Consider the following 24,716-nt stretch of genomic DNA (forward strand, 5'->3'; position numbering starts at 1 on the left):
CCCTGGGCTTCAGGTCGCGCTCCGCAGCTACAGCCGCTGGATGATCGTCCCCGTGGCCAGCGCGCCGCCCGCGCACATCGTGATCAGCGCGAACTCCTTGTCGCGCCGTTCCAGTTCGTGCAGGGCCGTGGCGATCAGGCGGGCGCCGGTCGCGCCGACCGGGTGGCCGAGCGCGATGGCGCCGCCGTTGACGTTGACCTTCTCCAGGCCGTCGAGATCCGCCTCGAACTCCTGGGCCCAGCTCAGCACCACCGACGCGAACGCCTCGTTGATCTCGACGAGGTCGATGTCCTTGAGCGACATGCCCGCCTTGCCGAGCACCGCCCGGGTGGCGTCGATCGGACCGTCCAGGTGGAAGTGCGGGTCGGAGCCGACGAGCGCCTGCGCCACGATCCGGGCCCGGGGCTTGAGCTTCAGGGCCCGGGCCATCCGCTTGGAGGACCAGAGGATGGCTGCGGCCCCGTCGGATATCTGCGAGGAGTTGCCGGCGGTGTGGATCGCGCTCGGCATGACCGTCTTCAGGCCGGCGAGCGCGTCCATCGAGGTGTCGCGCAGCCCCTCGTCCCGGTCGACGAGCCGCCACATGCCCTGGCCGGCCGCCTGCTCCTCCTCGGTGGTCGGGACCTGGACGGCGTACGTCTCGCGCTTGAAGCGCTCCTCGGCCCACGCCTCGGCCGCGCGCTGCTGCGAGCGGAGGCCGAGCGCGTCGACCCGCGCACGGGTGAGGCCGCGTTTGCGGGCGATGCGCTCGGCGGCCTCGAACTGGTTGGGCAGGTCGACGTTCCACTCGTCGGGCCAGGGCTTGCCCGGACCGTGTTTGGAGCCGCTGCCCAGCGGCACTCGCGACATCGCCTCCACGCCGCAGCTGATACCGACGTCGATGACCCCGGCGGCCACCATGTTGGCGACCATGTGCGCCGCCTGCTGCGAGGAGCCGCACTGGCAGTCCACGGTGGTCGCGGCGGTCTCGTACGGCAGTCCCACGGCCAGCCAGGCGTTGCGGGCCGGGTTCATGGACTGCTCACCAGCGTGGGTGACGGTGCCGCCGACGATCTGTTCGACGCAGTCGGCCTGGATGCCGGTGCGGCCGAGAAGTTCACGGTAGGTCTCGCCCAGCAGGTAGGCGGGGTGCAGATTGGCGAGCGCGCCTCCACGCTTGCCGATCGGGGTGCGTACGGCTTCGACGATGACGGGTTCCGCGGCCATGAGCTCGTCCTCTCCTCGCGCTTCCGTCGGGGGCGTCCCGGCGCCCACGGAAGGAACTAGTACGCGTTCTAGTTCTGCAAGCAGTCTCGTGACGGCGGCCTGGCTGCGCAAGGGGCGCGCACCGGCCGCGTACCCCCCTTTCGCGCGCCCCCGCACCAGGCCGGCGACTGCGGACGGCGGCCGCGGGGAACGGATCCGGCCAGGACCCTTGCGACTTGTAGAACTCGTTACTACCTTGCGGGCAGATTCTGATGGAGCGTCAGACTGCGCTGATCGTCCGACGGTTCACCGCCGGATCCGGAGTGGAGAGGTGCCCATGCGCTGCCCCCATCTGCCCGAAGGGTTCGACTTCACCGATCCCGACCTCCTCCAATCCCGCGTCCCGCACCCGGAGTTCGCGCTGATGCGGCAGACCGCGCCGGTCTGGTGGTGCACGCAGCCGGCCAACATCTCCGGCTTCGGCGACGAGGGGTACTGGGTCGTCACCCGGCACGCGGACGTCAAGTACGTTTCCACGCATCCCGAGTTGTTCTCCTCGAACACCAACACCGCGGTCATCCGCTTCAACGAGACCATCAGCCGCGACCAGATCGAGGTCCAGAAACTCATCATGCTCAACATGGACCCGCCGGAACACACCCGGGTCCGCCAGATCGTCCAGCGCGGCTTCACCCCGCGAGCCGTGCGCTCGCTGGAGCAGGCGCTGCGCGCACGCGCCCGGTCGATCGTGGAGACCGCCCACGCGGCGGCGGCCGGAGCCGACGGGTCGTTCGACTTCGTCACGAACATCGCGGTGGAGCTGCCGCTCCAGGCGATCGCCGAACTCATCGGCGTACCGCAGGAGGACCGGTCCAAGATCTTCGACTGGTCCAACAAGATGGCCGCGTACGACGATCCGGAGTACGCGATCACCGAGGAGGTCGGCGCCGAGGCCGCGATGGAGATCGTGGCGTACTCGATGAACCTGGCGGCGGCCCGCAAGGAGTGCCCGGCGCAGGACATCGTGAGCCAGCTGGTCGCGGCGGAGGGCGAAGGGAACCTGTCCTCCGACGAGTTCGGGTTCTTCGTGATCCTGCTCGCGGTGGCCGGCAACGAGACCACCCGCAACGCGATCAGCCACGGCATGCACGCCTTCCTCACCCACCCCGAGCAGTGGGAGCTGTACAAGAGGGAGCGCCCGAAGACGACCGCCGAGGAGATCGTGCGCTGGGCGACGCCGGTGGTCTCCTTCCAGCGGACCGCCACGCAGGATCTGGAGCTCGGCGGCCAACGCATCCGGGAGGGCGAGCGGGTCGGGCTGTTCTACTCCTCGGCCAACAACGACCCCGAGGTCTTCGACTCCCCGGAAACGTTCGACATCACCCGCGACCCCAACCCGCACCTGGGCTTCGGTGGCGGTGGCCCGCACTTCTGCCTCGGCAAGTCGCTGGCCGTGATGGAGATCGACCTGATCTTCAACGCCATCGCGGACGTGCTGCCCGATCTGCGGCTGCTGGAGGATCCGCGGCGGCTGCGGTCGGCCTGGCTCAACGGGATCAAGCAGCTTCAGGTGCGTACGTCCACCGCCGGTTCCTGACTCCGGCCGCCGGCCTCGGCGCTCCCGGTTCCGGGAGCGGGCTCCGTCGTCGGCGGCTCCTCCTCGGTCGCCAACTTCCGTGGGCCCGCCAGCAGATACGTCAGCCCGAAACCCGCGAAGACGACCAGCGCCCCGCCGGCCGCGTCCAGCACCCAGTGGTTGGCGGTCGCCACGATCGCGGCGATGGTGAAGAGCGGGTGGAGCAGACCGAGCGCCTTCATCCACACCTTCGGGGCCAGAATCGCGATGACCACGCCGCACCACAGCGACCAGCCGAAGTGCAGCGACGGCATCGCCGCGTACTGGTTGGTGAGGGTGGTCAGCGTGCCGTAGTCGGGCTTCGCGAAGTCCTGGACGCCGTGGATGGTGTCGATGAAGCCGAGGCCCGGCATGAGGCGCGGCGGGGCCAGCGGGTAGAGCCAGAAGCCGACGAGCGCCAGCAGCGTGGCGAAGCCGATGGAGGAGCGGGCCCAGCGGTAGTCGGTGGGGCGGCGCGCGTACAGCACGCCGAGGATGGCCAGCGGGATGATGAAGTGGAAGGTCGAGTAGTAGTAGTCGAAGAACTCCCGCAGCCAGGTGATCTCCACGACCGTGTGGTTGACCCAGAGCTCGATGTCGATGTGCAGCCACTGCTCGATGGCGTGGATCTGCCGGCCGTGCTCCTCGGCGACCGGACGGCCGGCGGTGGCGGCGAGGCGGACCTGTGCGTACGCGGAGTAGACGACGCGGATGAGCAGGAGCTCCAGCAGCAGGTTCGGGCGGTGGAGCGCCCGGCGCCAGAACGGCAGGAGCGGAACGCGTCTCCACCGCGCGGCGACCGGCTTCGCGTGGTCGGTGGGGACGGGCCGCTGCCAGTACGGCGAGGTGCGCGGCAGGAACGGCGCGGCGCAGGCCGCGGCGAGCGCCACCAGGAGCAGGCCGTTGTCCCGTACGAAGGTGAGCGGGCCGACGTTCGGGAGGAGCATCTTGCCGGGGAGCGTGAGGACGAGCACCACGACGGCGGGCCAGACCAGCCGGTCGGAGGCACGCTTGCCGACCCGGCCGACGACGGCGAGGAGCACCCAGAGGAGCTGGTGCTGCCAGGCGGTCGGCGAGACGGCCACGACCACGCATCCGGTCACGGCGACGGCGAGGAGCAGTTGGCCGTCCTGCGCGTAGCGGACCGCGCGGCGCACGCCGACGACGGTGACCGCGGCCGCGAGCACGAGGAACAGCGCGATCTCGGCCGGTCCCTCGAAGCCGAGCCGGAGCAGCACGCCGTGCAGCGACTGGTTGGCCAGGCTGTCCGGCCACTCACCGAGGCCGGTGCCCGCGACGTGGTGCACCCAGTACGTCCACGAGTCCTCCGGCACCGCGGCCCAGGCGGCGGCCGTGCAGAAGGCGAAGGTGGCGAGCGAGACGGCAGCGGCCCGCCGCTTCCCGGTCAGCCAGAGGAGGGCGGCGAAGAGGAGGAGCGTCGGCTGCAGGGCGGCGGCGAGGCCGACGAGGACGCCTCGCAGCCGGTGGTCCCGGACGGCGAAACAGGCCAGCAGGACCAGGAGGACCGGCAGGATGCTGGTCTGGCCGAGGTGGAGGGTGTTGCGGACCGGCAGCGACAGCATGAGCAGGGTGATCGCGACGGGCACGGCGAGCAGCGCGGTACGCCGGCCGACCGGTGCGGGCAGAGCACGCGCGGCGACGACGCCGAGGGCGGCCACCAGGAGCAGGGTGCCGAAGGTCCAGGCGATGCCGAGGGCCGCCTCGGCCGACGCGGTGAGCGGCTTCAGCACCAGACCGGCGAACGGCGTGCCGGTGAACCGGCCGCTGTCGTACAGCGAGCCCGTCACCCGCAGGACACCGTTCTCGCCGATCCAGGTCTCCAGATCGGTGAGCCGTTCGCCGGGGGGCTGCCGCAGCACCACCGCCATCTGCCGTACCGCCAGCACGGCGACGACCAGCCAGAGCACGGCCCGGGTCAGCCCGGTCCTCGTCCCCGTACTCGTCACCGCGTCCGCCGCCGCGCCACCGCGCACACTGTGTTCCGCGTTCGCCACGCTGCGCCGCCCCTCCCGCCGTTCCATGCCCCGCCCCTTCGACTCGGGGCAGCGCCGGATGAAGCCTCGCATTGCCCTACGAGGTAGACACAATCAACCCCCTCTTTGCCTGACTGTCATCATCCTTCGGTCCGGAGAATCTCTGTGCGGAAAGACGATCAGGTGTGCGCCGGGCCGGACGGTGTGTCCGCCTGCCAGGCGGCGAAGAGCGGCACGTCGGTACCGGCGGGCAGCACGACGATGCCGAACGGGCGGTCGAAGGCGAGGCGCAGGAGCCGCTGCGGCGGCGGGGCCGCGCTGCCGGCCCGCATCGCGACCACGGTCACCGCCGCGGCCTCCACACCTTCCTCTGCGACCTTCAGCACGGCCTCCTGGACCACGTCGGAGAGGGTGAGCGGCTGAGGCGAGAGACCGGAGAAGTCGGCCGCGTCGGAGGTGGCCAGCCGGACGCCGAGCGCGGGCAGCTGTGCGGTGACGGCGATGCGGGTACGGAGGGTGAGGCGCGGCAACGCGATGGCCACCAGGTCCGCCTCCGGCCGGACCCCGGTGCTCCGGTCCGCCCAGCCGGCCGGCAGCACCTGGCCGGCGCCCGCGCCCGGCTCGCCGAGGACGAACCTGACCCGGGCTCCACCGCCGGAAGCGTCCGAGGTGCAGCGCAGTTCGACGACGTACGTGCCGTCCACCGTCCACACGTCGGCGAGCGGCACGCCCTTCGTCATGGTCGGCACCGGGCGGGTCCTGCCGGACGCGTCGGTGAACGGCAGGTCCCGGGTCAGCCGGCCCTCGAACGGCTTCTCCCAGCGGGCCTTCAGCGCCAGGACGTTGACCAGGGCGAGCAGGGTCTCGTCGGTGATCTGCAGGGGCAGCCGCTCGATCAGCTCGCCGGTGGCCTCCCGTACCCAGGCGTCGGCGGCGGCCGGGTCCATCGCGTCGTCGAACCGGACGTCCGGCAGCGCCTCGCGGTACGCCTCCCGTACCGGCACCCGGCTCCACACCCGGGTCGCCACCTCCAGCGCACCGGTCAGCGCCAGCTCGCGGGCCGCCGCCGTCACGGCGGGTGCCGCCTCCCGGTCCGCCGTACCGAGCAGCGCCCGCAGCTCCCGGGCGGTCTCTCCGCGCGCTCCGGCGGCCACGGCGGCGAGCGCCAGCCACAGCCCGGCGGGCGAGCAGACGAAGCTGTCACCGTTCGCCGGCTTCCCGGTGGCGAGCGCGTCCCGTATCCAGCGGTCGGCGAGATGGCGGACGGCCCGGGCCCGCGTCGTGGCGTCGGCGTCGGCGTCGGCGGTCGGTCGGTTCACTGGTGCCCCCTGCACATAAATCACGTCGTCCTTCGGCCGTGCGGGAGCAAGAATGCCCCACATGACCTGGACCGTGACCGCCGAACGCTTCGACTCCGCCGACGCCACCGCGCTGCGCCGCGACTACTACGACGAGGTGGCGAGCCGCTACTGGCAGCGGCCCGCCACCGACGCGGAGATGGCCGAGGGACTGGCCGACGACGGCGCGGACCTGCTGCTGCCGCCGACCGGTCAGTTCGTCGTGGGGCGCCACGAGGGCGAGGCGGCGAGCTGCGCGGGGCTGGTGCTGACGGAGGAGGCCGTGCCGGGTTCAGCGGAGCTGACGCGGGTGTACGTACGCCCGTCGTTCCGGTCGACGGGTGGCGGCGGGCTGCTGCTGGCCGCGATCGAGGAGGAGGCGCGGGCGCTCGGCGTACGGCTGCTCCGGCTGGACACCCGTCTCGACCTGGTCGAGGCGCGCGGCCTGTACGCGAAGCACGGCTACGCGGAGGTGCCGGCCTTCCACCGGCGCAACCCGTACGCGGAGGTCTGGTTCGCCAAGGAGCTGTGAGGTCCGCAGGAGCGGTGAGGGCCCTGTCCTCGCGGGCGCCGGCACGGGCCGGTGGCCGGTCAGGGCCCGTGGTCGTCCCGGCGGTCCCGGTGGTCGATGTCGTGGTGCCGGTCCGCCGCGTGGTCGCGCGGCGGTGCCGGCATGTGCGGGCGCTCCTTGCTCGATCCGCTGACCTCCGCCGTCAGCTCGGCCACCAGCTTGACCAGGTCGGTGGGCCGGTCCGGCCCCCACCAGTCGCCCAGCAGCTCCGCGAGGGACTCCTCCCGGGCCTGCGAGAGCCGCACCACGGCCTCGGCACCCGCGTCGGTGAGGATCATCTGGAGCCCCTCACGGCGGGCCAGTCCACGCCCCTCCACCTGCCGGGCCGCCTCGGTGATCACCCGGAGCGGTACGGGCGCCACCTCCGCGAGCCGCGCGGGCTCGACCGTGCCGTGCCGCTTGATCCGCAGCAGCAGCCAGCTGGCGGCGGGCAGCAGGTCGTACCCGGCGCGCGCGGTGATCTTCTCGTAGATCTCCCGGCGCCCCTCCCGGGTCGCGAGCACCGAGAGTGCGCGGGCGCACTCGTCGTACGAGGAGCGCTCCACCGGGTTGGAGGCGAGGGTCTGGCTGGTGTCGGGAGCGGTCACCGAGCCCCGGAGCTTGTCCTCCCGCAGGAACCAGGCCAGCACGAAGGCGATGAGGACGACGGGTGCCGCGTACAGGAAGACGTCCGTGATGGACGTGGAGTACGCCTCCAGGATCGTGGGGCGCAGGTCGGCCGGGAGCATCTGGATGGCCCGGGGGTCGGCCGCCAGCCGTTCGGCGTCGGCGCCCGGCGGCACGGACCGGCCCGCGAGGGCGCTGTCGAGCTGGCCGGTGAGCCGGTTGGTGAAGAGGGTGCCGAAGATGGCCACGCCGAACGAGGCGCCGATGGAGCGGAAGAAGGTCGCGCCGGAGGTGGCGACGCCGAGGTCCTGGTAGGAGACGGCGTTCTGCACGACGAGGACGAGCACCTGCATGACCAGGCCCAGCCCGGCGCCGAAGACGAAGAAGCAGAGGCTCATGTCCCAGGTCGAGCTGTCCGGGGTGAGGCGGTGCAGGAGCAGGAGGCCGGCGGCGGTGAGGGCGGTGCCCGCGAGCGGGAACACCTTCCAGCGGCCGGTACGGCTGACGATCTGGCCGGAGGCGGTCGAGGTGAGCAGCAGGCCGAGGACCATCGGCAGCATGTGCACACCGGACATGGTCGGCGTGATGCCGTGGACCACCTGGAGGAAGGTGGGCAGGTAGGTCATCGCGCCGAACATCGCGAAACCGATGACGAAGCTGATGACGGCGACGAGGCTGAAGGTCCTGATCCGGAAGAGCTTCAGCGGCAGCACCGGTTCCGCCGCCCGTCGCTCCACGGCGACGAACGCGATCAGCAGTACCACGGCGAGCACGGCCAGCACGATGATCTGGGCCGATGCCCAGGCCCAGGTGGTGCCGCCGAGGGACGCCACGAGGATCAGGCAGGTGGCGACGGAGGCGATGAGGAAGGTGCCGAGGTAGTCGATAGTGTGCTTCTCGCGGCGGACCGGGATGTGCAGCACGGCCGCGATGACGAGCAGCGCGACCACGCCGATCGGCAGGTTGACGTAGAAGACCCAGCGCCAGCTGAGGTGCTGGGTGAAGAACCCGCCGAGCAGCGGTCCGAGCACGCTCGTCGCCCCGAAGACGGCACCGAAGAGGCCCTGGTACTTGCCGCGTTCGCGCGGGGTGACGAGGTCTCCGACGATCGCCATCGAGAGCACCATGAGCCCGCCGCCGCCGAGCCCTTGGAGGGCGCGGAAGCCGATGAGCTGGGGCATGTTCTGGGCCATGCCGCAGAGGGCGGAGCCGATCAGGAAGATGACGATCGCGGTCTGGAAGAGCTTCTTGCGGCCGTACTGGTCGCCGAGCTTGCCCCAGAGCGGGGTCGCGGCGGTCGCCGCCAGCAGATAGGCGGTGACCACCCAGGAGAGGTGGTCCAGGCCGCCGAGTTCGCTGACGATCGTGGGCAGCGCGGTGGAGACGATGGTCTGATCGAGTGCCGCGAGCAGCATGCCGAGGAGCAGCGCACCGATCGCCACCAGCACGGTCCGGCGGGACTGTCCCTCGCCGGGGACCACGGGCGGGCTCAGCTGCTGGGCCATGGGCGTCTCCTCGATCCGCTGCGATCCACTGCACTCCGCTGATCCACTACACCCCCATCCTGGCCGTTCCGCCCTGTTATGGCCTGTCGGGCACCGCCCGTGGCCCGTCGTGGGCCGGTGGGGCATTGGGGTTCGCCGGGGCGGGCTGCATAATCGCAGGCAGTTCAAGGGGAGGGGACCCACGATGACCGGACACGCGTGCCCGGAGTGCGGCAGACGGACGGCAGGCGAGCCCGGCACGGAGCACCGGGTGCCCTGCCGGTGCGGTACGGACACGGGCGCGCCACCGCTCACCGGGGAAGAGCTGCGCGCCGCCCGTTCGGCGGAGATGGCGGCGGCGGAGGACTTCGACCCGCTGCGGATCAGGCCGTACGTGACGCTGGGAGAGGGCACGGGGCCGGAGGGCGGGGACGCCTCGGCGGGGCTGGCGCGGGTCGCTTCGGGTGATGCCGCGACGACCATGCCGCTGCATCTGGGCGGCGGGGTGGATTCCCGTACGAGGGCGGGTGCGGGACCGGGAGCCGGCCCGGACTTCCGTACGGGGGTGGGTGCGGGCTCCGCCTTCGGTACGGGCTCCGGTGCCGGACCGGCCTTCGGTACGGGACCCGCCTTCGGCACGACCTCGGGCGTCCGCACCACCGCACCCCTGGAAACCCCCGACCCTGTGCAGCCGCGCCGCGGGCGCCCCTTCGCGGCCCTCGCCGTAGGCGCGGCCGTGGCGGCGGTGGTAGGAACGGCGGCCTTCGCCGGCGGGCTCTTCGACCGGGACGAGGGCCGGAGCGAAGCGCTGCCGGAGGCGACCACGAGCGCCCCGGACACCGCGGACGAACCCGCCGCCTCCGTCGCCCCGGCCCCGTCCCCTTCCGCCTCGGCCGCTCCGTCCCGTACGGCATCGCCCTCGGCCACCCCGTCGGCCTCCGCCTCCGCGTCCCCCTCCGCCTCGCCCGCCGCCTCGGAGAGCGCCGAGCCGAGCGCGACCGCCTCCGCTCCGGCGACGCCCTCGCCCGACGCGCCGTCCACCTCTGCGACCCGTGAGGTGGCTCCGCCGACCGACGCGCCGCCGGCCGAGGTGGCCCCTTCCTCGCTGCGGCGCGGCGACCAGGGCCCCCAGGTGGCCGTGTTGCAGAACCGGCTCCAGGAGGTGTGGCTCTACCACGGCGACGCGGACGGGAACTTCAACGACCGGGTGGAGCACGCCGTACTGATCTACCAGTCGTACAAGGCGATCGCAGGCGATCCGGCCGGTGTGTACGGGCCGAACACCCGGAGCGCGCTGGAGGCGGAGACGAGCGGGCGCGGGCGCGGCTGAGCGGCGACGCGGGGTTTGCCGGGCCTGGCGGACCGGCGGGATTGGCTTTCCGGCCCAGGTTTTTGTATGTTCGTGGAACAAAGTAGCTCCCGCCCGCACTCCCTGACCGGCGGGCGGGGCTGCTCTTGTACCGCACGACCAACCCCCCGCGCTCTGGAGCCAGCCGATGTCGGCCACCGTCCTCACCGCAAGCGCCCTCCTGCTGGACATGGACGGCACCCTCGTGAACTCCGACGCGGTCGTCGAGCGCTGCTGGCGCCGGTGGGCGGTCAAGCACGGACTGGACCCCGAGGCCGCCCTCAAGGTGGTCCACGGCCGCCAGGGGTACGCCACGATGGCCGTCCTGCTCCCGGACCGCCCGGTCGAGGAGAACTACGCGGACAACCGCGTGATGCTCGCCGAGGAGACCGCCGATGTCGACGGCGTGGTCCCGATCGGTGGCGCCGCCGCGTTCATGGCCGCGATCGCCGGCCTCCCGCACGCCCTGGTGACCTCGGCCGACAGCGCGCTCGCGACGGCCCGGATGGGCGCGGCCGCACTGCCGATGCCCGCCGTCCGGGTCACCGCCGAGCAGGTCGGCGCCAGCAAGCCGGACCCGGAGGGCTTCCTCAAGGGCGCGGCGGAGCTGGGGTTCGGCGCGGCGGACTGCATCGTGTTCGAGGACTCCGAGGCGGGCATCGCGGCGGGCCGCGCGGCCGGCATGCGGGTCGTGGGCGTCGGCCCGCGCGCCGCGGCCCTGGCGCCGGACGCGCACGTCGAGGATCTGACGCAGATCCGGGTGGAGGCGGCCGGCGACGGCACGATCCGCCTGCACATCAGCGCCGCCTGAGCACCGACGGGCACCGGCGCTCACCCCCGGTGCAGCCACCCGCGCGCGACCAGCTCCAGCACCACCGCGACGGCCACCACCTGCACCGCCATCAACGCCACCAGGACGAAGAGCTGCACGGCGCCCGCGTCCACCGGTGAGGCGCCGCCCAGCAGCATGCCCACGAACGCCCCCGGCAACGTGACGAGCCCCACCGTCCGCGTCTGGTCGAGACCCGGCAGCAGCGCGTCCGACGCGGCGGGCCGGACGATCTCCAGCCGCGCGTCCCGGTCGAGCAGCCCGAGCGCCAGGCCCGCCTCCACCTCCCCGTGGCGGGTGGTGAGTTCGTCCAGCGCACGCCGCCCGCCGAGCACGGTCGCGGTGAGCGCCCCTCCGATGAGGATGCCCGCCACCGGGATGAGCGCCAGGCCCCGGACCGGCACCAGCCCCGTGGCCAGCAGCAGCCCGACCACCGGCAGCGCCCCCGCCCCGATCGGCACGGCCGCCCACCACCAGGTGCGGTTGCGGGTGATGCGGCGCCCCGCCGTCCAGGCGGCCACGGCGAACATCAGCACCAGGAACCCGAGCAGCGGTCCCAGCCGCTGGGCCACCCAGCCGATCAGCAGGGAGACCACGGCGAGTTGGGCCGCGGCCCGCACTCCGGCCACCAGGATCTCGCGCGACCGCCCCAGCCGGGCCCACGCGGAGGCAGCGGCGGCGAGCACCAACAGGACGACGAGGACGACCCCGAGGGCCGGCGTGACCGGTAGCAGCACGAGCCAACGATAGAACCGCCGGGCGCTCCTCCCGCCGTCCACGGAACGGCCCCGCCCCGCACAGCACCTCCCCACACGGCCCCGCACCGCTCCGCACCCAGGAACACCTCCGGCCGCGCAACTCCCTTCACGCACCGGTCGGTCGGTTCACTCCCACACGCCCCGTCACACCTCTTGATGTGACGTGCACATGTCGTCACCCTGTTACCTGACGCCCACCCCCAGGAAACCTGGCGCCGCCACGCTGGCCGGGCTCCACATGCCGCCCGCCCCAGCACCCCCCGCCCCAAAGGGAGTTCGCATGTTCGGTATCTACGCGCGTCGCTCGGCCGTCGCCGCCGCCACCGCCACCCTCGCCGCCACCTCCGTCCTGCTCACCGCCCCGACCGCTCAGGCCGCCCTCCCCACCCCGGTCAGCGCGGCGACCGCGCGCACCTACCTCGGCCAGCTCACCGTCAGCGCCGAGGGCTCCTCCAGCGGCTACAGCCGCGACAAGTTCCCGCACTGGATCACCCAGTCGGGCGCCTGCAACACCCGCGAGGTCGTCCTCAAGCGCGACGGCACCAACGTCCAGCAGGACGCCTCCTGTGCCGCCGTCAGCGGCAGTTGGTACTCGCAGTACGACGGCGCCACCTGGAGCGCCGCCTCCGACGTGGACATCGACCACATGGTCCCGCTCGCCGAGGCCTGGCGCTCCGGCGCGAGCAGCTGGTCCAACGCCCAGCGCCAGTCCTTCGCCAACGACCTGACGCGCCCGCAGCTCATCGCGGTCACCGACAACGTCAACCAGGCCAAGGGCGACAAGGACCCGGCCAAGTGGATGCCGCCGCGCGCCGCGTACAAGTGCACCTACGTCCGCGCGTGGGTCCACGTCAAGAAGCACTACAACCTGAGCGTGGACTCCGCCGAGAAGTCGGCCCTGCAGACGGCCCTGAACGGCTGCTGATCCCAGGCCACCCCCGGCCATCCTCCGACCGCCCCCAGGCCACCCCGGCCCCCGAACCCGTGCGCCCTCCTCCGTCGTTCTGTACGTTACGGAGCCCATCGGGACGCGGGCGCGAGGAGGGCACGACATGGCCGGACTACGGCTGGGGCCGCTGCTGCGGTACGTCGACTGGGAGTCCGGTTCCACCGCGACCGTCTGGGCCGAGGCGAGCCGTCCGTGCACAGTGGAGGTCCGGTGCGCGGACGGCGCCTCGGGGTCGTCCCCGACCTTCGCGGTGGCCGGACACCACTACGCGCTGGTGGTCGTGGAGGGGCTGACGCCCGGCACGACGACGGCGTACGAGGTGCTGATCGACGACCGGCGCGTGTGGCCGCCCGAGGACGCACGCCTGCCACCGAGCACCATCACCACACCACCGGTGGGCGCGGGCGCGCCCCGAGGACCCGGTGTACGGATCTCGTTCGGCTCGTGCCGCTGGGCCGCGGCCCCGGGCGGCGGAGACGATCCGGTGGGCCCGGACGCGCTGGTCACCCTGGCCGCCCGTCTCGCCGCGGACCCCGCCGCGGAGCGGCCCGACGTCCTGCTCCTGCTCGGCGACCAGGTGTACGCGGACGAGACGTCGGCGGCGACGCGGCGGCGGCTGGCGACGCGCCGCGACCTGCGCGAGCCGCCGGGCACGGAGGTCGCGGACTACGAGGAGTACACCTGCCTGTACGACGAATCATGGCGCGACCCCGAGGTGCGCTGGCTGCTCTCCACGGTGCCGAGCTGCATGATGTTCGACGATCACGACGTCATCGACGACTGGAACACCAGCGCCGCCTGGCAGCAGGACATGCGCGCCACGCCCTGGTGGCACGAGCGGATCGTGAGCGGGCTGATGTCGTACTGGGTCTACCAGCACCTCGGCAACCTCTCCCCCGCCGAACTGGCGGCCGATCCGGTGTACGCCACCGTGACGGCCCTGCCCGACGGCACCGAGACGCTCCGGCGCTTCGCGGCGGAGACCGACGCCGATCCGGCCCGGACCCGCTGGAGCTACCGACGCATTTTCGGCCGAGTACACCTGCTGATGGTGGACACCCGGGCGGCCCGCGTCCTGGACGAGGGGCACCGGGCGATGCTGGACGAGGGTGAGGCCCACTGGCTGCGCGAGCGCGTGCTGGAGGACCCCTCCGCGTACGACCATCTCCTGATCGGCAGTTCGCTGCCGTGGCTGCTGCCGCCGCTCGTCCACGACGTGGAGACCTGGGACGCGGCCCTGTGCGCGGGTGCTCGCGGTGGCCGCTGGGCGCGGTTCGGCGAGAAGCTGCGCCGGGCGGCCGATCTGGAGCACTGGGCCGCGTTCCCCGAATCCTTCGGCCGGTTCACGGAGTTGCTGCGCCGCGCCGGGAGCGGTCCGGACGCGCCGGCGACGGTATGTGTGCTGTCCGGGGACGTGCACCACGCCTACGTCGCCGAACCGCACTGGCCCGCCACCACGCCCGGCGGCGCCCCGGAATCCCGCGTTCTCCAGCTGACGTGCTCACCCGTGCACAACTCGGTCCCCCGGTCGATCCGGCTGGGCTTCCGCTTCGGCTGGAGCGGGGTGGGCCGGCGCATCGGCCGCCTGCTGACCCGCCACGCGCGTACGGAACCGTCGCCGGTCACCTGGAGCAGGGCGGGCGGCCCGTGGTTCGGCAACCAGCTGATGACGTTGACCCTGAATGGCCGGAACTCTGCGCTGACATTGGTCCAGGCCAAGTCGAGCGGCGGCGACAACCAGCTCGTGAGTGTTCTTGAGCGTTCACTCACCCAGGAGACCTAGTCGATTTTCAGCCACCCGACAGAATGTTGAACTTGCAAGTACTGGTGAGGTTTCCCTAACCTGAGGCGCTCAGTCGGTTCACGCCCCCACCCAGACCGAGGAGCCCATCCCCCCATGACCCTTCATCTGAACAGGGCCCAGCCTTACGCGCTCGGCCTCTTCCGCTTCGTCGTCGGCCTGATCTTCGCCCTCCACGGCGCCTCCAGCCTCTTCGGCGTGCTCGGCGGCCGCGACGTGACGGCCGGCACCTGGCCGGGCTGGTACGCCGCCCTGATCCAGCTGGTCTGCGGCACGCTGGTCGCGCTCGGCCTCGGCACCCGTATCGCCGCCTTCATCGCCTCCGGCTCGATGGCCTACGCGTACTTCACGGTCCACCAGCCCGAGGCGCTCGCCCCGGTGGGCAACGGCGGTGAGGCGTCGGCCCTCTTCTGCTGGGCGTTCCTGCTGCTGGTCTTCACCGGCCCGGGCGCCCTCGCCCTGGACCGCCTCTTCGGCTCGCGCGCCGAGCACGCCCCGGCCGAGGACTCCCGCCGCGAGCCCGCCACGCCGGTCTCGGTCTGAGGCCCGCAGACCCGGCCGCGGACGGTACGGTGCCCCGCTCCCCGCGACGCGACGGTCGCGTGGGGGCAGGGCACAGCCCTACAGCAGTGGCCTAGGGTCTGTCGTCAAACTGCCGCCTGCCGCGCGACGCCTGGCACGCACGCTCGCGGCGTTGCCGAAATGGCCAAGTAGCTCCTTCCCCAAGCTCTCAACCGCGTTCGAGCAGGGGAGACCCCATCCGAGACCATTCCGGCGCCTTGCGATCGCACGCACCATACGCCGCGCGGCCGCCCTTCGGGCGACGACGGCAGTTTGACGACAGACCCTAGGACGAGAACGGCACCGTGAAGCAGGCCACCCGCTTGCCCGCGCCGCCCTGCGCGTCGTGCACGATCACCGACCGCGCCCCGCCGTCCCGGAACCCCCACTCGTGCCGGGCCTCCGCCTCCCCGACGCCGTTCCGGTCGGTGCGGAAGTCCAGCCATACCTCGTTGACCGGGTCCGCGGTGGCGGAGGCGCGGTGCTGGTAGTGCGGCCCCGCCGAGGCGGGATCGGCCGCACAGGGCGAGGTGTGGACGTGCATCCCGTACGCACGGTTCGGGACGAGGCCGCGCAGCCGGGTGCCGACGCGGTGGCTGGTCCGGTCGGCGTACTGCGTGATCTCGATCCGCGCGGCAGCCGGTACGAGGGCGGTGTCGTACGTCAGCGCGTCGGACGGGACGAAGGAGCCGGGCGGCGAGAACACCCCGTCGGCCCGCATCCAGAACACGCCGCTCCGCGAGGCACCGCCGACCGGTCCCGCCTCCTCGGCACCACCGGTGGCGGCGGTGGTGTGGGCCGCGTGGCCTCCGCCGTCCGGCCCGTCCGCCGCGCCGTGGGCGATGGAGACGCCGCCGCCGAGCATCACCAGGGCCGCCGCGCCCACCAGGAGCCTCCGCCGGACAGTCCCGGGCGGCCGCACCGACGACACCTCTCCCGCCCCTGCCACGTCTACCGTTCCCGCCGTCGCCGTCGTCCCCGCTGCCCCTGCTGTCCTGTCCACCTGTGGCTCCTCGCTCGTGCCGGTCGCTTCGGCCTGCCTAACGCCGGTACCACCGGCGAGGTGTACACGACCCGCACAACATCACCCGACCCTGAGCCATCTGCGCGGAACCTCCACGCGTACGCTGTACAGCTGAACCTGCCGCCCATGCCGCTCCCCTGCGACGTCGCGGCGTTGACACGATCGGGGAGTCGACGGGTGCTAGAGAGTGTGGCCGCACTGACCAGCAGCCCATGGATCTACGTGGTGGTCGCGGCCTCGGTGCTCCTGGACGTCTTCCTCCCTCTGCTGCCCAGCGGTGTCATCGTGATCACCGTCGCCACCGCGGCCGCCGCGGGCTCGACCGGCGTCAACGGATCGGGCGACGCCACCGGTGAGGTGCCCTCGCTCGTCGTCCTCATCCTCTGCGCGGCCACCGCCTCGGTCCTCGGCGACCTCGTCGCGTACCGCCTCGCCTGGCGCGGCGGCGACCGGCTGGACCGGGCGATCGCACGCTCGCGCCGCCTCACCAAGGCGCAGGAACGTCTCGGCGCGGCACTGAGCCGGGGCGGCGGGGCGCTGGTGATCATCGCCCGGTTCGCCCCCGCGGGCCGCTCGGTGGTCTCGCTCGGGGCGGGCGCGGCCCACCGCCGGAAGCGGGACTTCCTCCCCTGGTCCGCCGTGGCGGGCCTGGTCTGGGCGGGCTACAGCGTGGGCCTCGGCTACTTCGGGGGCCGGTGGCTCGGCTCGACCTGGTTCGGGACGGCTGTCTCGGTGCTGGCCCTGTTCATGGCGGGCGCCCTGGCGGCGTTCGTGGTGAAGCGCCCGAAGGCGGCGCGGGAGGCGGGGGCGGCTTCGGCGGGGGCTCTCCAGGCATCCTCCGTACCGGCGGACGCATCCGGATCCGGCACCTCGGTCACCACCTCCCAGGCCACCCCGGCCCCCGGCACCATTCCCGGCCCGCCGAACGGACCCGCCCCGGTCACGTCACCGGCGCCGGTCTCGCCCTGAGCCGTCGGTCAGGGCCTCAGCTCTCGGCGGTGCCGCGGGCGGCGGCCGAGCCCCGTATCTCCAGGCCGTCCAGCAGCTTCATCGTGGCCTCGGTGATCTCGTCGACGGCACGGTCGAACACCTCCCGGTTGTGCGCGGCGGGCGCGCGGAAGCCGGACACCTTGCGTACGTACTGAAGGGCGGCGGCCCGCATGTCCTCCTCGGTGGCCTCTTCGGGGAGGGCGGGCGGGCGAAGGGTCTTGATGCTGCGGCACATGACTCCAGTGTGGACCGCACCACTGACAACGGCTCGCGTCGCTGCCGGCTCCTACCCTTCGACCCGCTCGATGACGGGGATCGCGTACGTCCCGTCGAGGACTTCGGCACCCGGTGTGTACAGCCGCAGCATGGGCCGGAAGTCTCCGGCGGGCGCGGGGAGCCAGTTCGCCGCGTGGGCGGGGTCGGCGGGCCGGTCGTGGGAGAGGTGGAGGGTGAGCGAGCCGTCGCCGGCGTGGACGAGGCCGGGCGTACGGTCCCCGATCGAGTAGCGGCGGGCCGGGTTGTCGACAAGGCGGTAATCCGGCGTGCTGTACATCGTCACCGACCAGAACGACTCGACGGGCGGCGGCTCCGGGAAGCGCAGGAGGTAGGAGTACGCCCCGTTCAGCTGCCGGCCCTCGCTGTCCTGGAAGGTCTGGGCGTACACCGCCTCGTACCCGTGGTTCCCCCACAGCCCGATCCGGGCGGCGACCGCGCGGGCCAGGTAGGAGGCCTCGCGGTCGGCGATCCGCCACTGCGGCGAGTCGACCGTGCCGACGCCGAAGTGGTCCAGGTTGTAGTCGAAGAGGTGCGGGTCCAGCTCCCAGCTCCCCGGCCTCCGGCCCGCGCCGCCGCCCGTCCCGGCGCGGCTGACCCCCTCGACCCGGGCTCGCCCCCGCTCCAGCCCCCTGGCCAGCGCGTCGACGAGGTCCGGGGCGGCGGCGACGTACGGCGAAGGTCCCTCCTCCAGCAGCCCGAGCGGCTGGAAGCGGTCCTGGTACGCCTGGTCGGCCGCGGACGGCGGGAAGTCGGCCATCCACACCCGCAGCTCCTCCAGGAACCGCAGCTCCTCCGGTACGCCGGGCTCCGGCACGGGCAGGCCGGTGCGGTGGGGCCTGCCGTCGAGCGGGGTGAGGGTGAGCCGCTCCTGGAGCGCTCGGACGCGCGGCAGGTCGCCGGGTCTGTCGCAGGCGTAGCGTCCGACGACGGTCACCACGGAGGTGGGCGCGTCGATGACCCCGCGCAGGCCGGCGGGGACGCTGCCGGCCCAGCCGGGCGGCACGGTCAGCCACTCGCCCTCGCCGGTACCGGTGGCACGCCGGCCGACGTACGCGAAGGGGTTCGTCCAGGCATCGACGAACTGGAGCACGTAGTACGCGCCGCCGGTGCCGGGGACGTGGAGGCGCAGCGGCCCGCCGGAGAGGTCGAGCTGGGCGATGGAGTAGACGGTGTCGTTGTTGACGGAGACGAACTCCGTACGGTGGTCGGCGAGGTGCTCGGAGTGGGCGAACCGGTTGAAGGGTTCGGCCGCCATCCCGCCGAACCCTTCACGGAGCGATCTCCCGACCATGGAGAGGTCGTACACCAGGGGGTATCCGTAGACGTACGCCTCGGCGGCGAGGTCCACGAGCTCCGTCCCGGTGCGGTCGGCCACGTCAGTACACCGGCTTGGAGCGGTCGGTGCACAGGGCCCAGATGATGAAGACGTCGATGGCGATGGTGACGACGGCCCAGACCGGCGTGTACGGGAGCCACATGAAGTTGGCGATCAGGTTCAGCGAGACGAGCACGATGCCCACGACCCGGGCCCAGGACGCGCCTTTGAGGATGCCCCAGCCGACGAAGATCAGGAGCACGCCGAGAATCAGGTGGATCCAGCCCCACGCGGTGACGTTGAACTTGAAGACGTAGTCGTTGACGACCGTGTACACGTCGTTGGTGGCGATCCCCGCGATGCCCTTGATCACTCCGAGGACACCGTCGACGAGGAGCAGGAACCCGGCGAACAGCGTTCCGCCGCCCGCCCACGGGTTGCCGGAGCCGTCGCCGGGTGCGGTGGAGCGGGAGGTGCTGCTGCCGGGCGTCGGTGCGCTGGGCTGGGACATGAGAACTCCTCGGCCTGGGCAGGCACGCCGGGCGCCTGCGGTCTTGACCTGCGCTGATGGTGCGTGCAGATCAGCTCCGACGTTCCCTGCGCCCGCCCCGGCAAGCCACTTGGACGCACCCGTTCGAGTGAAAGCCCTCTCGCGCTCACCGGGTGCGCAGGCCCTCTCGCGCTCAACGGGTGGGACGGCCACTCGCACTCAACGGGTTACGAGTTCGTGGCCGGGCTCCAGGTGTCGAGGTCGCCGCCGCGCCATTCGATCAGCCCCGGCCGGTCCAGCTCGACGGCCTCGTCCGGCCCCGGCGCGAACCCGGCGGCCCGCAGCAACGCGGCCACCTCACCCCGCCCGTGCGCCAGCCCCACGATCTGCCCGTGCACGGTGACCCGCCGCGCTCCGGTCGCGGAGGGCGGGTAGACGATCACAGGCGGGTGCGCGGCCATGTCTCCACGGTGCCTTGGCGCTCGCGGGAACGCATCCCGGGAGGAGACGGCGGCGGCGGACGAGGGCTGCGCCCCGCTCCGAAAATCATCCGGCCGCGCGCCCTGAACGCGAGAGGATGAGCCATGGACCCGCGCATTCCCCGCCTGCGCCACAAGCTGGACACCATCCCGCTCCAGCCACTGCGCAGCCGCTCCTTCGGGGAGGAACACCACATGTTCCGCCCGGGCCCGAAGCTGCCGGGAGGGCGCGTCACCGCGATCGAGGCCGAGCGCGGCATCGTCCTCCCCGATGCGTTCCGGCAGTTCGTCATGCATGTAAGCGGCTCGGGCGCGGCACCCTTCTACGGCCTCTTCCCGCTCGAACGGTGTCGCCTTCTGGTCATGGAACCGATCGGGGAGCCCGGAACGCCCTGCGGATTCGAACAGGCGGACCGGCCGCCGGGCCAGGGTGATCTCTTCCTGCACATCATCGAAATGGGCTGCGCCGACGTCTGCGTCCTCGCCCTGACCGGCCCGCTGACCGGCCGTGTCCTCACCGGCAACAGCGACGGGCACTGGGGCCCCGACGTCTCCCCCGCCACCGACTTCCTCGACTGGTACGAGAGCTGGCTCGACATCATGAGCGCCGGACGCACCGACAGAACACTCGAACTCACCGCGCCCGGCTCCGCCACCGTCCCTGGCGCTCAGGGAGAGGACCGGTAGCCCACCGAACCCGTCAGCCGCCCGCAGCCCGCCCTCACCGGCCGAGCAGCAACGCCTCCGACCCCACCGGCCGGAACCCGGCGGCCTGGAACGCCCTGATGCTGCGCGCGTTGCCCGCGGCCTGCTGCGACCAGAGCGGTTCGCCCTTGGGCACGAGGTGACGGGCGGCGGTGGCCAGGGCCCGCCCGAGACCCCGGTGCCGGGCCTCCTCGTCCAGCTCGACGGCCACTTCCCAGCGCCCCGCCACCCCGCGCCCGAGGACCAGCACCCCACCGTCGACCGCCCACATCCGCACGCCGTCACGCCGCCTGCGGGCGCTCACCACCCGGGGGTGAACGGGATCGGTGATCTCCCGCAGGTCCAGCGGAGGATCGCCGGGGAGAGCGGGCGCGACCGTGAGGAGGTCGATCGTGTCGGTGGTCCGGCCCGTCCGCTCCAGGAACGCGCACAGGAAGCGCGGATGCATCGTGGCGGCCAGCGCATCGCAGTCCAGGGACGCCAGGGTCGCGCGGACCCATGCGGGATCCTCGTCGGTGAAGACCACCGAGTGCGCGGTGAAGGCGATCACGCCGCTGTCCCGCCCATTCGGCGCCTCCACCACGGTGGTCCCCCCGTCAGCCGCCGGAAACCGACCGCGCGCGGCCCCGTCCAGGATCTCCGCGAGTGTCTGCCCCATGCCTGTTCCTCTCCCCGTTCCGCCCCCGTACGACCGCGCCCACGGGGCGGCCACCCATCATGGAGCACCCGGCGGATGGGCCGTAGGACCCCGCCGGCACGCTCAGCGGCGACGCTCCGCACTCCCACCCGCACAACCGACACAGGTCGTGGCCGCAGGCCGCACCTCCAGCCGGGCGGCCGGAATCCGCTCACCGCACACCTCGCAGCGCCCGTAGTCGCCGCTCGCCAGCCGTTCCACGGCCAGGTCCAGCTCAGCCAGGTGCTCCCGCGCCTGCGCCAGCAGAGCGGCGACGTGGGCCCGCTCGAAGGCGGTGCTCGAACCCTCGGGGTCATGCTCGTCGTCGACGGCCACCAGGGCGTTCGCCTCGACGATGGCCTCGAAGTCACGGCTCAGCGCCGCCATCCGCTCGCTCGTATCGGCGTGTTCGGCCAGGAGTCGCTGCCGTACGACTTCGCGCTCGGGCGGGACGGACGGGCCATCACGCGTGTCCTCGGTCATCCCCTCCACAACGCCGGACGGGGAGCGCCCATTCCCCCGCTGACCGGCGGCTTCCGGGCACCTGAGACCCGCGGGACCGGGACGGGCATACGGAGGGTTTGCGGACGGCTGGCGAACGGCCAGGGCCCCGACCGTGACGGTCGGGGCCCTGGCCGTTCGCAACGGTGGGCGCGGACGGTTTCGAACCGCCGACATCTGCTTTGTAAGAGCAGCGCTCTACCCCTGAGCTACGCACCCGTGGATGAGGCAACAGCGTACATGGACCGGACCTCCTGCTCATAAACCGGATCGGGAACCGATCGGGGCGGCCCGAACCCCGAGCGCCGGCCCCGAACGGGGGTTAACCCCACCTCGGAGACGGTAGCCGTCCGGATGCCCCTGACCCCGCCCCGGTACATACGGTTTGCAGTACACCGGCGGCGACGACCGGTGGCACCGTCCGGCCGTATCTCCTGGGGGACCGATCATCGTGGACATCCGTACCAGCTCACCGACCCGCACGCGCCGCAGGGCCCCCGGCCGGCTGCTCGCCGTGGGGAGCGGGGCCGCTCTGCTCGCGCTCGGTCTCACCGGGTGCGGGAGCACCGACATCGATGACGCACCCGTGGAGCGCACGTCGTTCGCATTGCAGGGGAAGACGCTGACCATCGACGCCGAGGACTCGACCGTGACCCTGGTGCCGGCCGATGTGGACGAGGTCGAGGTCGAGCGGCAGGTCGACGGGTGGGTCGTGCTGGGGAGTGGGCCCGATCCCGTCTGGAAGATGGAGAACGACACCCTGACGCTCCGGGTGAAGTGCGACGCCATGATCAACAACTGTGCCGCGCGCCACGAGGTGAAGGTGCCCCGTGGGGTGACGGTGAAGGCCGACGCGGACAACGGCCGTATCACCGCGGCCGGGTTCGACGCCCCGTTGCGGCTCTCCGCCGACAACGGCGACATCGTCGTCCGGGACTCCGGCGGGCCGCTCGACCTCAAGAGCGACAACGGGTCGGTCCTCGCCGAGCGGATAGGCACCAAGTCCGTGGTCGCCCGCGCGGACAACGGCGAGATCCGGCTGGGCTTCAGCAGCGTGCCCGACCTGGTGGACACCGTCAGCGACAACGGGAGCATCGTCATCGATCTGCCGCGGGGCGGACAGAAGTACGCCGTGGACGCGAACGCCGACAACGGTGAGGTCAGCGTCAAGGTGCCGCGCAGCGAGAGCAGCGCCCATGTGGTGAAGGCCCGCAGCGCCAACGGGGAGGTGAAGGTTCGAACGGCGGACTAGAACCGCGAACTATCGGGCCCGTGTGTTCGTCCTTACCTGGTGGGAGAATGTATCGGCAGGGGCGGAACAGCACGGGAGAGGGATGTGACGGCGACACACACGCGGCCAGAGGCAGGAGCGGGTGGGAGTTCCGCCGTCGAGAGCGTCCCCGGTGCCCGGAACGGAGCCGGGAGCGGAGCCGGTGCCCGGAACGGAGCCGGATCCCAGGGCGAGGTCCATGCGCGGCGGGCGCCGGGAAGGCGGGCAGGCTCGGCACTCCAGGGGCTCCGGGATGTTCTGGTCCTCGCGCTGCTGCCTGTGCCCGTGCTCGTCGCCACGCTGCCCGCCGCCTTCGCCGGGGGCGGCACCCGGCGGTGGTTCGGCGGGCGCGGGGAGAGCCAGCGTGCCGAGGCCCAGGCGGCACGGGACGCGGCGGCCGAGGCCTTCTACGAGCTGGACACCGCCCAGCGTGACCTCAAGATCTCCATCGAGACGATCAACGCCGTCGACAACTCCCCACGCGGCCGTAAGGCGGCGGAGGACTTCGCCGCGCTGGGACGGCGCATCGACGACGTCAGCCACGCCTACATCACCGCCGTCGACGCCCACGACCTGGACCGGGACGATCTGGAGCCCTCCGCCGCCGCCAGCGCCCGTACCGAGCTGACCCGGGCCAAGGACGATCTCGTACGGGTCAAGGGCGAGCTGGACCGGTTCGGGCAGGGGCTCGGGACGCTGCTGGGCAGTGCGGAGACCCAGCTCGCCCGGCTCGCCCCCGCCGTGGAGCGGGCCCGGCAGGCGCTGCTCGGGGCGAGCAATGCGCTCGATGCCGTACGGGCGGCGGGGCTGCGCGCCGATGAGCTCGCGGCCCGGCTCGCCGCCCTCGCCCCGGAGCTGACCAAGCTGAACCAGGGAGCGGGGAAGCACGGGGTCGCCGAGACGCTCCAGCGGGCCGATGTGGTGCTGCGCGACGCGGAGGCGCTGCGGGTGGAGGCGGAGCGGCTGCCGGAACGGGCCGCCGAGATCGACCGGCGGCTGGTGTCACTGCGGACCCGCGCCCAGGCCCTGACGACGCGGGCGGGCTCGGTGGAGCCGGTCCTGAGCGAGCTGCGGCGGCGGTTCTCGGCCGCCTGCTGGCAGGATCTCCAGCCGGTGCCGGAACAGGCCGCCGTGAACGTGCGGCAGGCCGAGGAGAAGCTCGCGGAGGCGGCGAAGGCGCGGGACGAGCAGCGCTGGGCGGATGCCACGTCCCGGCTCTCCACGGTCCGCGCCCTGCTCAACGCGGTCGACGAGGCGGTCTCCGCGGCCGGGGACCGGCTGCGGCGGCTGGACGCCGTGGCGAAGGACCCGCAGCAGGAGATCGAGCGGACCCGTTTCGCCGTCCGGGACGCGCAACGCCTCGCCATGGCCGGCCGGCACACCCCCGATCCCCGGCACGCGCGGCCGCTCGACGACTCGGTGGCACGGCTGGACCGGGCCATCGCCGCTCTTGAGGGCCGCCACCCCGACTACTGGCACTTCCTGACCGAGACCGAGGCCGTGCGCCAGACCGCGGCCCGGGTCGTCTCCGACATCCGCGAGGAGCGCGGCGGCGGGGCCTGAGCCCGCGCTGTTCCAGGTGGCCGGAGCTGCGTGGTTCCAGGTGGCCGGAGCCGCATGGGTTCCAGGTGGCCGTAGCCGTCCGGCGGCGATGGCTCTAGCCTGAGGCCATGCCTCGCTATGAATTCCGCTGCCGCACCTGCGGAGACACGTTCGAACTCAGCCGTCCCATGGCGCAGTCCTCGGACCCGGCCTCCTGCCCGGCCGGCCACGACGACACCGTCAAGCTGCTCTCCGCCGTGGCCGTGGGCGGCGCCGCCGCGTCCGCGCCCGCGCCGTCCAACGGCGGCGGGGGCGGAGGCTGCTGCGGCGGGGGTTGCTGCGGCTGAGCCCGGCCGCGTAACGGAGCAAGCAGAAGCCGCTCGACAGAGCAGGCGGAATGAGACCGCGCG

The 24,716-nt window shown here is 72.5% G+C and carries 24 protein-coding genes and 1 tRNA gene; 12 read left to right on the forward strand and 13 right to left on the reverse strand.

Going from position 1 to position 24,716, the window contains the following annotated elements:
- Positions 1-27 precede the first annotated feature (27 nt).
- Positions 28-1,206 carry a steroid 3-ketoacyl-CoA thiolase gene (locus ACIRR8_RS00760; protein ID WP_404057496.1) on the reverse strand — a complete coding sequence of 393 codons (1,179 nt, stop codon included), beginning with the start codon at positions 1,204-1,206 and terminating at the stop codon, positions 28-30.
- Between the two features lie 316 nt (positions 1,207-1,522).
- Between ACIRR8_RS00760 and ACIRR8_RS00765 the strand changes: the two genes are divergently transcribed.
- Positions 1,523-2,782, forward strand: coding sequence for a cytochrome P450 (locus ACIRR8_RS00765; RefSeq protein ID WP_404057498.1), 1,260 nt, complete (start codon positions 1,523-1,525; stop codon positions 2,780-2,782).
- Here the strand turns inward: ACIRR8_RS00765 and ACIRR8_RS00770 are convergent.
- Together ACIRR8_RS00770 and ACIRR8_RS00775 are read right to left on the reverse strand one after the other, a co-directional pair.
- The gene (locus ACIRR8_RS00770) at positions 2,752-4,842 is read right to left on the reverse strand and encodes a bifunctional glycosyltransferase 87/phosphatase PAP2 family protein (protein ID WP_404057500.1); all 2,091 of its coding nucleotides are present in this window, start codon (positions 4,840-4,842) and stop codon (positions 2,752-2,754) included. The two genes, ACIRR8_RS00765 and ACIRR8_RS00770, sit on opposite strands and share 31 nt — an antisense overlap.
- Positions 4,843-4,973: 131 nt before the next feature.
- Entirely contained in the window at positions 4,974-6,113 is a 1,140-nt protein-coding gene (locus ACIRR8_RS00775) for a serpin family protein (protein WP_404057502.1), read from the reverse strand.
- Between the two features lie 61 nt (positions 6,114-6,174).
- On the opposite strand from ACIRR8_RS00775, the gene ACIRR8_RS00780 reads away from it, so the two are divergent.
- Positions 6,175-6,663: a GNAT family N-acetyltransferase gene (locus ACIRR8_RS00780; protein ID WP_404057504.1), complete on the forward strand. Its 489-nt coding sequence runs from the start codon at positions 6,175-6,177 to the stop codon at positions 6,661-6,663.
- Between the two features lie 59 nt (positions 6,664-6,722).
- Here the strand turns inward: ACIRR8_RS00780 and ACIRR8_RS00785 are convergent, their stop codons facing one another.
- A complete protein-coding gene (locus tag ACIRR8_RS00785) occupies positions 6,723-8,813 on the reverse strand; it encodes a DHA2 family efflux MFS transporter permease subunit (protein WP_404057506.1) in 2,091 nt (696 codons plus the stop codon).
- Positions 8,814-8,997: 184 nt separating this feature from the next.
- Here ACIRR8_RS00785 and ACIRR8_RS00790 point away from each other — a divergent pair, with 184 nt between their 5' ends.
- Positions 8,998-10,122: a peptidoglycan-binding domain-containing protein gene (locus tag ACIRR8_RS00790; RefSeq protein WP_404057508.1), complete on the forward strand. Its 1,125-nt coding sequence runs from the start codon at positions 8,998-9,000 to the stop codon at positions 10,120-10,122.
- A 166-nt stretch (positions 10,123-10,288) separates the two neighbouring features.
- Positions 10,289-10,951, forward strand: coding sequence for an HAD-IA family hydrolase (locus ACIRR8_RS00795; protein WP_404057510.1), 663 nt, complete (start codon positions 10,289-10,291; stop codon positions 10,949-10,951).
- A gap of 20 nt (positions 10,952-10,971) precedes the next feature.
- On the opposite strand, the gene ACIRR8_RS00800 is transcribed toward ACIRR8_RS00795, so the two are convergent.
- Positions 10,972-11,706 (reverse strand): ABC transporter permease, encoded by a 735-nt coding sequence (locus ACIRR8_RS00800; RefSeq protein WP_404057512.1) that lies wholly within the window; start codon positions 11,704-11,706, stop codon positions 10,972-10,974.
- Between the two features lie 301 nt (positions 11,707-12,007).
- On the opposite strand from ACIRR8_RS00800, the gene ACIRR8_RS00805 reads away from it, so the two are divergent.
- The 3 genes from ACIRR8_RS00805 (at position 12,008) to ACIRR8_RS00815 (ending at position 15,020) form a co-directional block, all read left to right on the forward strand.
- Positions 12,008-12,652 carry an HNH endonuclease family protein gene (locus ACIRR8_RS00805; RefSeq protein WP_404057514.1) on the forward strand — a complete coding sequence of 215 codons (645 nt, stop codon included), beginning with the start codon at positions 12,008-12,010 and terminating at the stop codon, positions 12,650-12,652.
- A 127-nt stretch (positions 12,653-12,779) separates the two neighbouring features.
- Positions 12,780-14,459 (forward strand): alkaline phosphatase D family protein, encoded by a 1,680-nt coding sequence (locus ACIRR8_RS00810; protein ID WP_404057516.1) that lies wholly within the window; start codon positions 12,780-12,782, stop codon positions 14,457-14,459.
- Positions 14,460-14,573: 114 nt separating this feature from the next.
- Entirely contained in the window at positions 14,574-15,020 is a 447-nt protein-coding gene (locus tag ACIRR8_RS00815; protein ID WP_404057518.1) for a DoxX family protein, read from the forward strand.
- A gap of 304 nt (positions 15,021-15,324) precedes the next feature.
- On the opposite strand, the gene ACIRR8_RS00820 is transcribed toward ACIRR8_RS00815, so the two are convergent.
- Positions 15,325-15,924 carry a superoxide dismutase family protein gene (locus ACIRR8_RS00820; protein ID WP_404058665.1) on the reverse strand — a complete coding sequence of 200 codons (600 nt, stop codon included), beginning with the start codon at positions 15,922-15,924 and terminating at the stop codon, positions 15,325-15,327.
- A gap of 327 nt (positions 15,925-16,251) precedes the next feature.
- On the opposite strand from ACIRR8_RS00820, the gene ACIRR8_RS00825 reads away from it, so the two are divergent.
- Positions 16,252-17,031, forward strand: coding sequence for a DedA family protein (locus tag ACIRR8_RS00825; protein WP_404057520.1), 780 nt, complete (start codon positions 16,252-16,254; stop codon positions 17,029-17,031).
- Positions 17,032-17,047: 16 nt separating this feature from the next.
- On the opposite strand, the gene ACIRR8_RS00830 is transcribed toward ACIRR8_RS00825, so the two are convergent.
- The 4 genes from ACIRR8_RS00830 to ACIRR8_RS00845 all read right to left on the reverse strand — a co-directional run bounded on the left by ACIRR8_RS00830 (position 17,048) and on the right by ACIRR8_RS00845 (position 19,594).
- Positions 17,048-17,287 (reverse strand): DUF2277 domain-containing protein, encoded by a 240-nt coding sequence (locus ACIRR8_RS00830; RefSeq protein WP_404057522.1) that lies wholly within the window; start codon positions 17,285-17,287, stop codon positions 17,048-17,050.
- A 51-nt stretch (positions 17,288-17,338) separates the two neighbouring features.
- Entirely contained in the window at positions 17,339-18,703 is a 1,365-nt protein-coding gene (locus ACIRR8_RS00835) for a DUF1254 domain-containing protein (protein WP_404057524.1), read from the reverse strand.
- Position 18,704: 1 nt separating this feature from the next.
- Positions 18,705-19,154, reverse strand: coding sequence for a hypothetical protein (locus ACIRR8_RS00840; protein WP_404057526.1), 450 nt, complete (start codon positions 19,152-19,154; stop codon positions 18,705-18,707).
- Between the two features lie 206 nt (positions 19,155-19,360).
- Positions 19,361-19,594 (reverse strand): hypothetical protein, encoded by a 234-nt coding sequence (locus ACIRR8_RS00845; RefSeq protein WP_404057528.1) that lies wholly within the window; start codon positions 19,592-19,594, stop codon positions 19,361-19,363.
- A 123-nt stretch (positions 19,595-19,717) separates the two neighbouring features.
- Here ACIRR8_RS00845 and ACIRR8_RS00850 point away from each other — a divergent pair, with 123 nt between their 5' ends.
- Entirely contained in the window at positions 19,718-20,299 is a 582-nt protein-coding gene (locus ACIRR8_RS00850) for an SMI1/KNR4 family protein (RefSeq protein WP_404057530.1), read from the forward strand.
- Between the two features lie 34 nt (positions 20,300-20,333).
- On the opposite strand, the gene ACIRR8_RS00855 is transcribed toward ACIRR8_RS00850, so the two are convergent.
- The 3 genes from ACIRR8_RS00855 to ACIRR8_RS00865 all read right to left on the reverse strand — a co-directional run bounded on the left by ACIRR8_RS00855 (position 20,334) and on the right by ACIRR8_RS00865 (position 21,713).
- Positions 20,334-20,975: a GNAT family N-acetyltransferase gene (locus ACIRR8_RS00855; protein WP_404057532.1), complete on the reverse strand. Its 642-nt coding sequence runs from the start codon at positions 20,973-20,975 to the stop codon at positions 20,334-20,336.
- A 102-nt stretch (positions 20,976-21,077) separates the two neighbouring features.
- Positions 21,078-21,476 carry a TraR/DksA family transcriptional regulator gene (locus ACIRR8_RS00860; RefSeq protein WP_404057534.1) on the reverse strand — a complete coding sequence of 133 codons (399 nt, stop codon included), beginning with the start codon at positions 21,474-21,476 and terminating at the stop codon, positions 21,078-21,080.
- Between the two features lie 165 nt (positions 21,477-21,641).
- Positions 21,642-21,713, reverse strand: a tRNA-Val gene (locus ACIRR8_RS00865).
- Positions 21,714-21,945: 232 nt separating this feature from the next.
- Here ACIRR8_RS00865 and ACIRR8_RS00870 point away from each other — a divergent pair.
- The 3 genes from ACIRR8_RS00870 to ACIRR8_RS00880 all read left to right on the forward strand — a co-directional run bounded on the left by ACIRR8_RS00870 (position 21,946) and on the right by ACIRR8_RS00880 (position 24,653).
- The gene (locus ACIRR8_RS00870; protein ID WP_404057536.1) at positions 21,946-22,746 is read left to right on the forward strand and encodes a DUF4097 family beta strand repeat-containing protein; all 801 of its coding nucleotides are present in this window, start codon (positions 21,946-21,948) and stop codon (positions 22,744-22,746) included.
- An 84-nt stretch (positions 22,747-22,830) separates the two neighbouring features.
- Positions 22,831-24,327: a hypothetical protein gene (locus ACIRR8_RS00875; RefSeq protein ID WP_404057538.1), complete on the forward strand. Its 1,497-nt coding sequence runs from the start codon at positions 22,831-22,833 to the stop codon at positions 24,325-24,327.
- Positions 24,328-24,434: 107 nt separating this feature from the next.
- Positions 24,435-24,653 (forward strand): zinc ribbon domain-containing protein, encoded by a 219-nt coding sequence (locus ACIRR8_RS00880; protein ID WP_029394866.1) that lies wholly within the window; start codon positions 24,435-24,437, stop codon positions 24,651-24,653.
- The last annotated feature ends 63 nt before the right edge of the window (positions 24,654-24,716 follow it).

It is taken from the genome of Streptomyces sp. NPDC101178 (assembly GCF_044767965.1).
GTDB lineage: Bacteria > Actinomycetota > Actinomycetes > Streptomycetales > Streptomycetaceae > Streptomyces.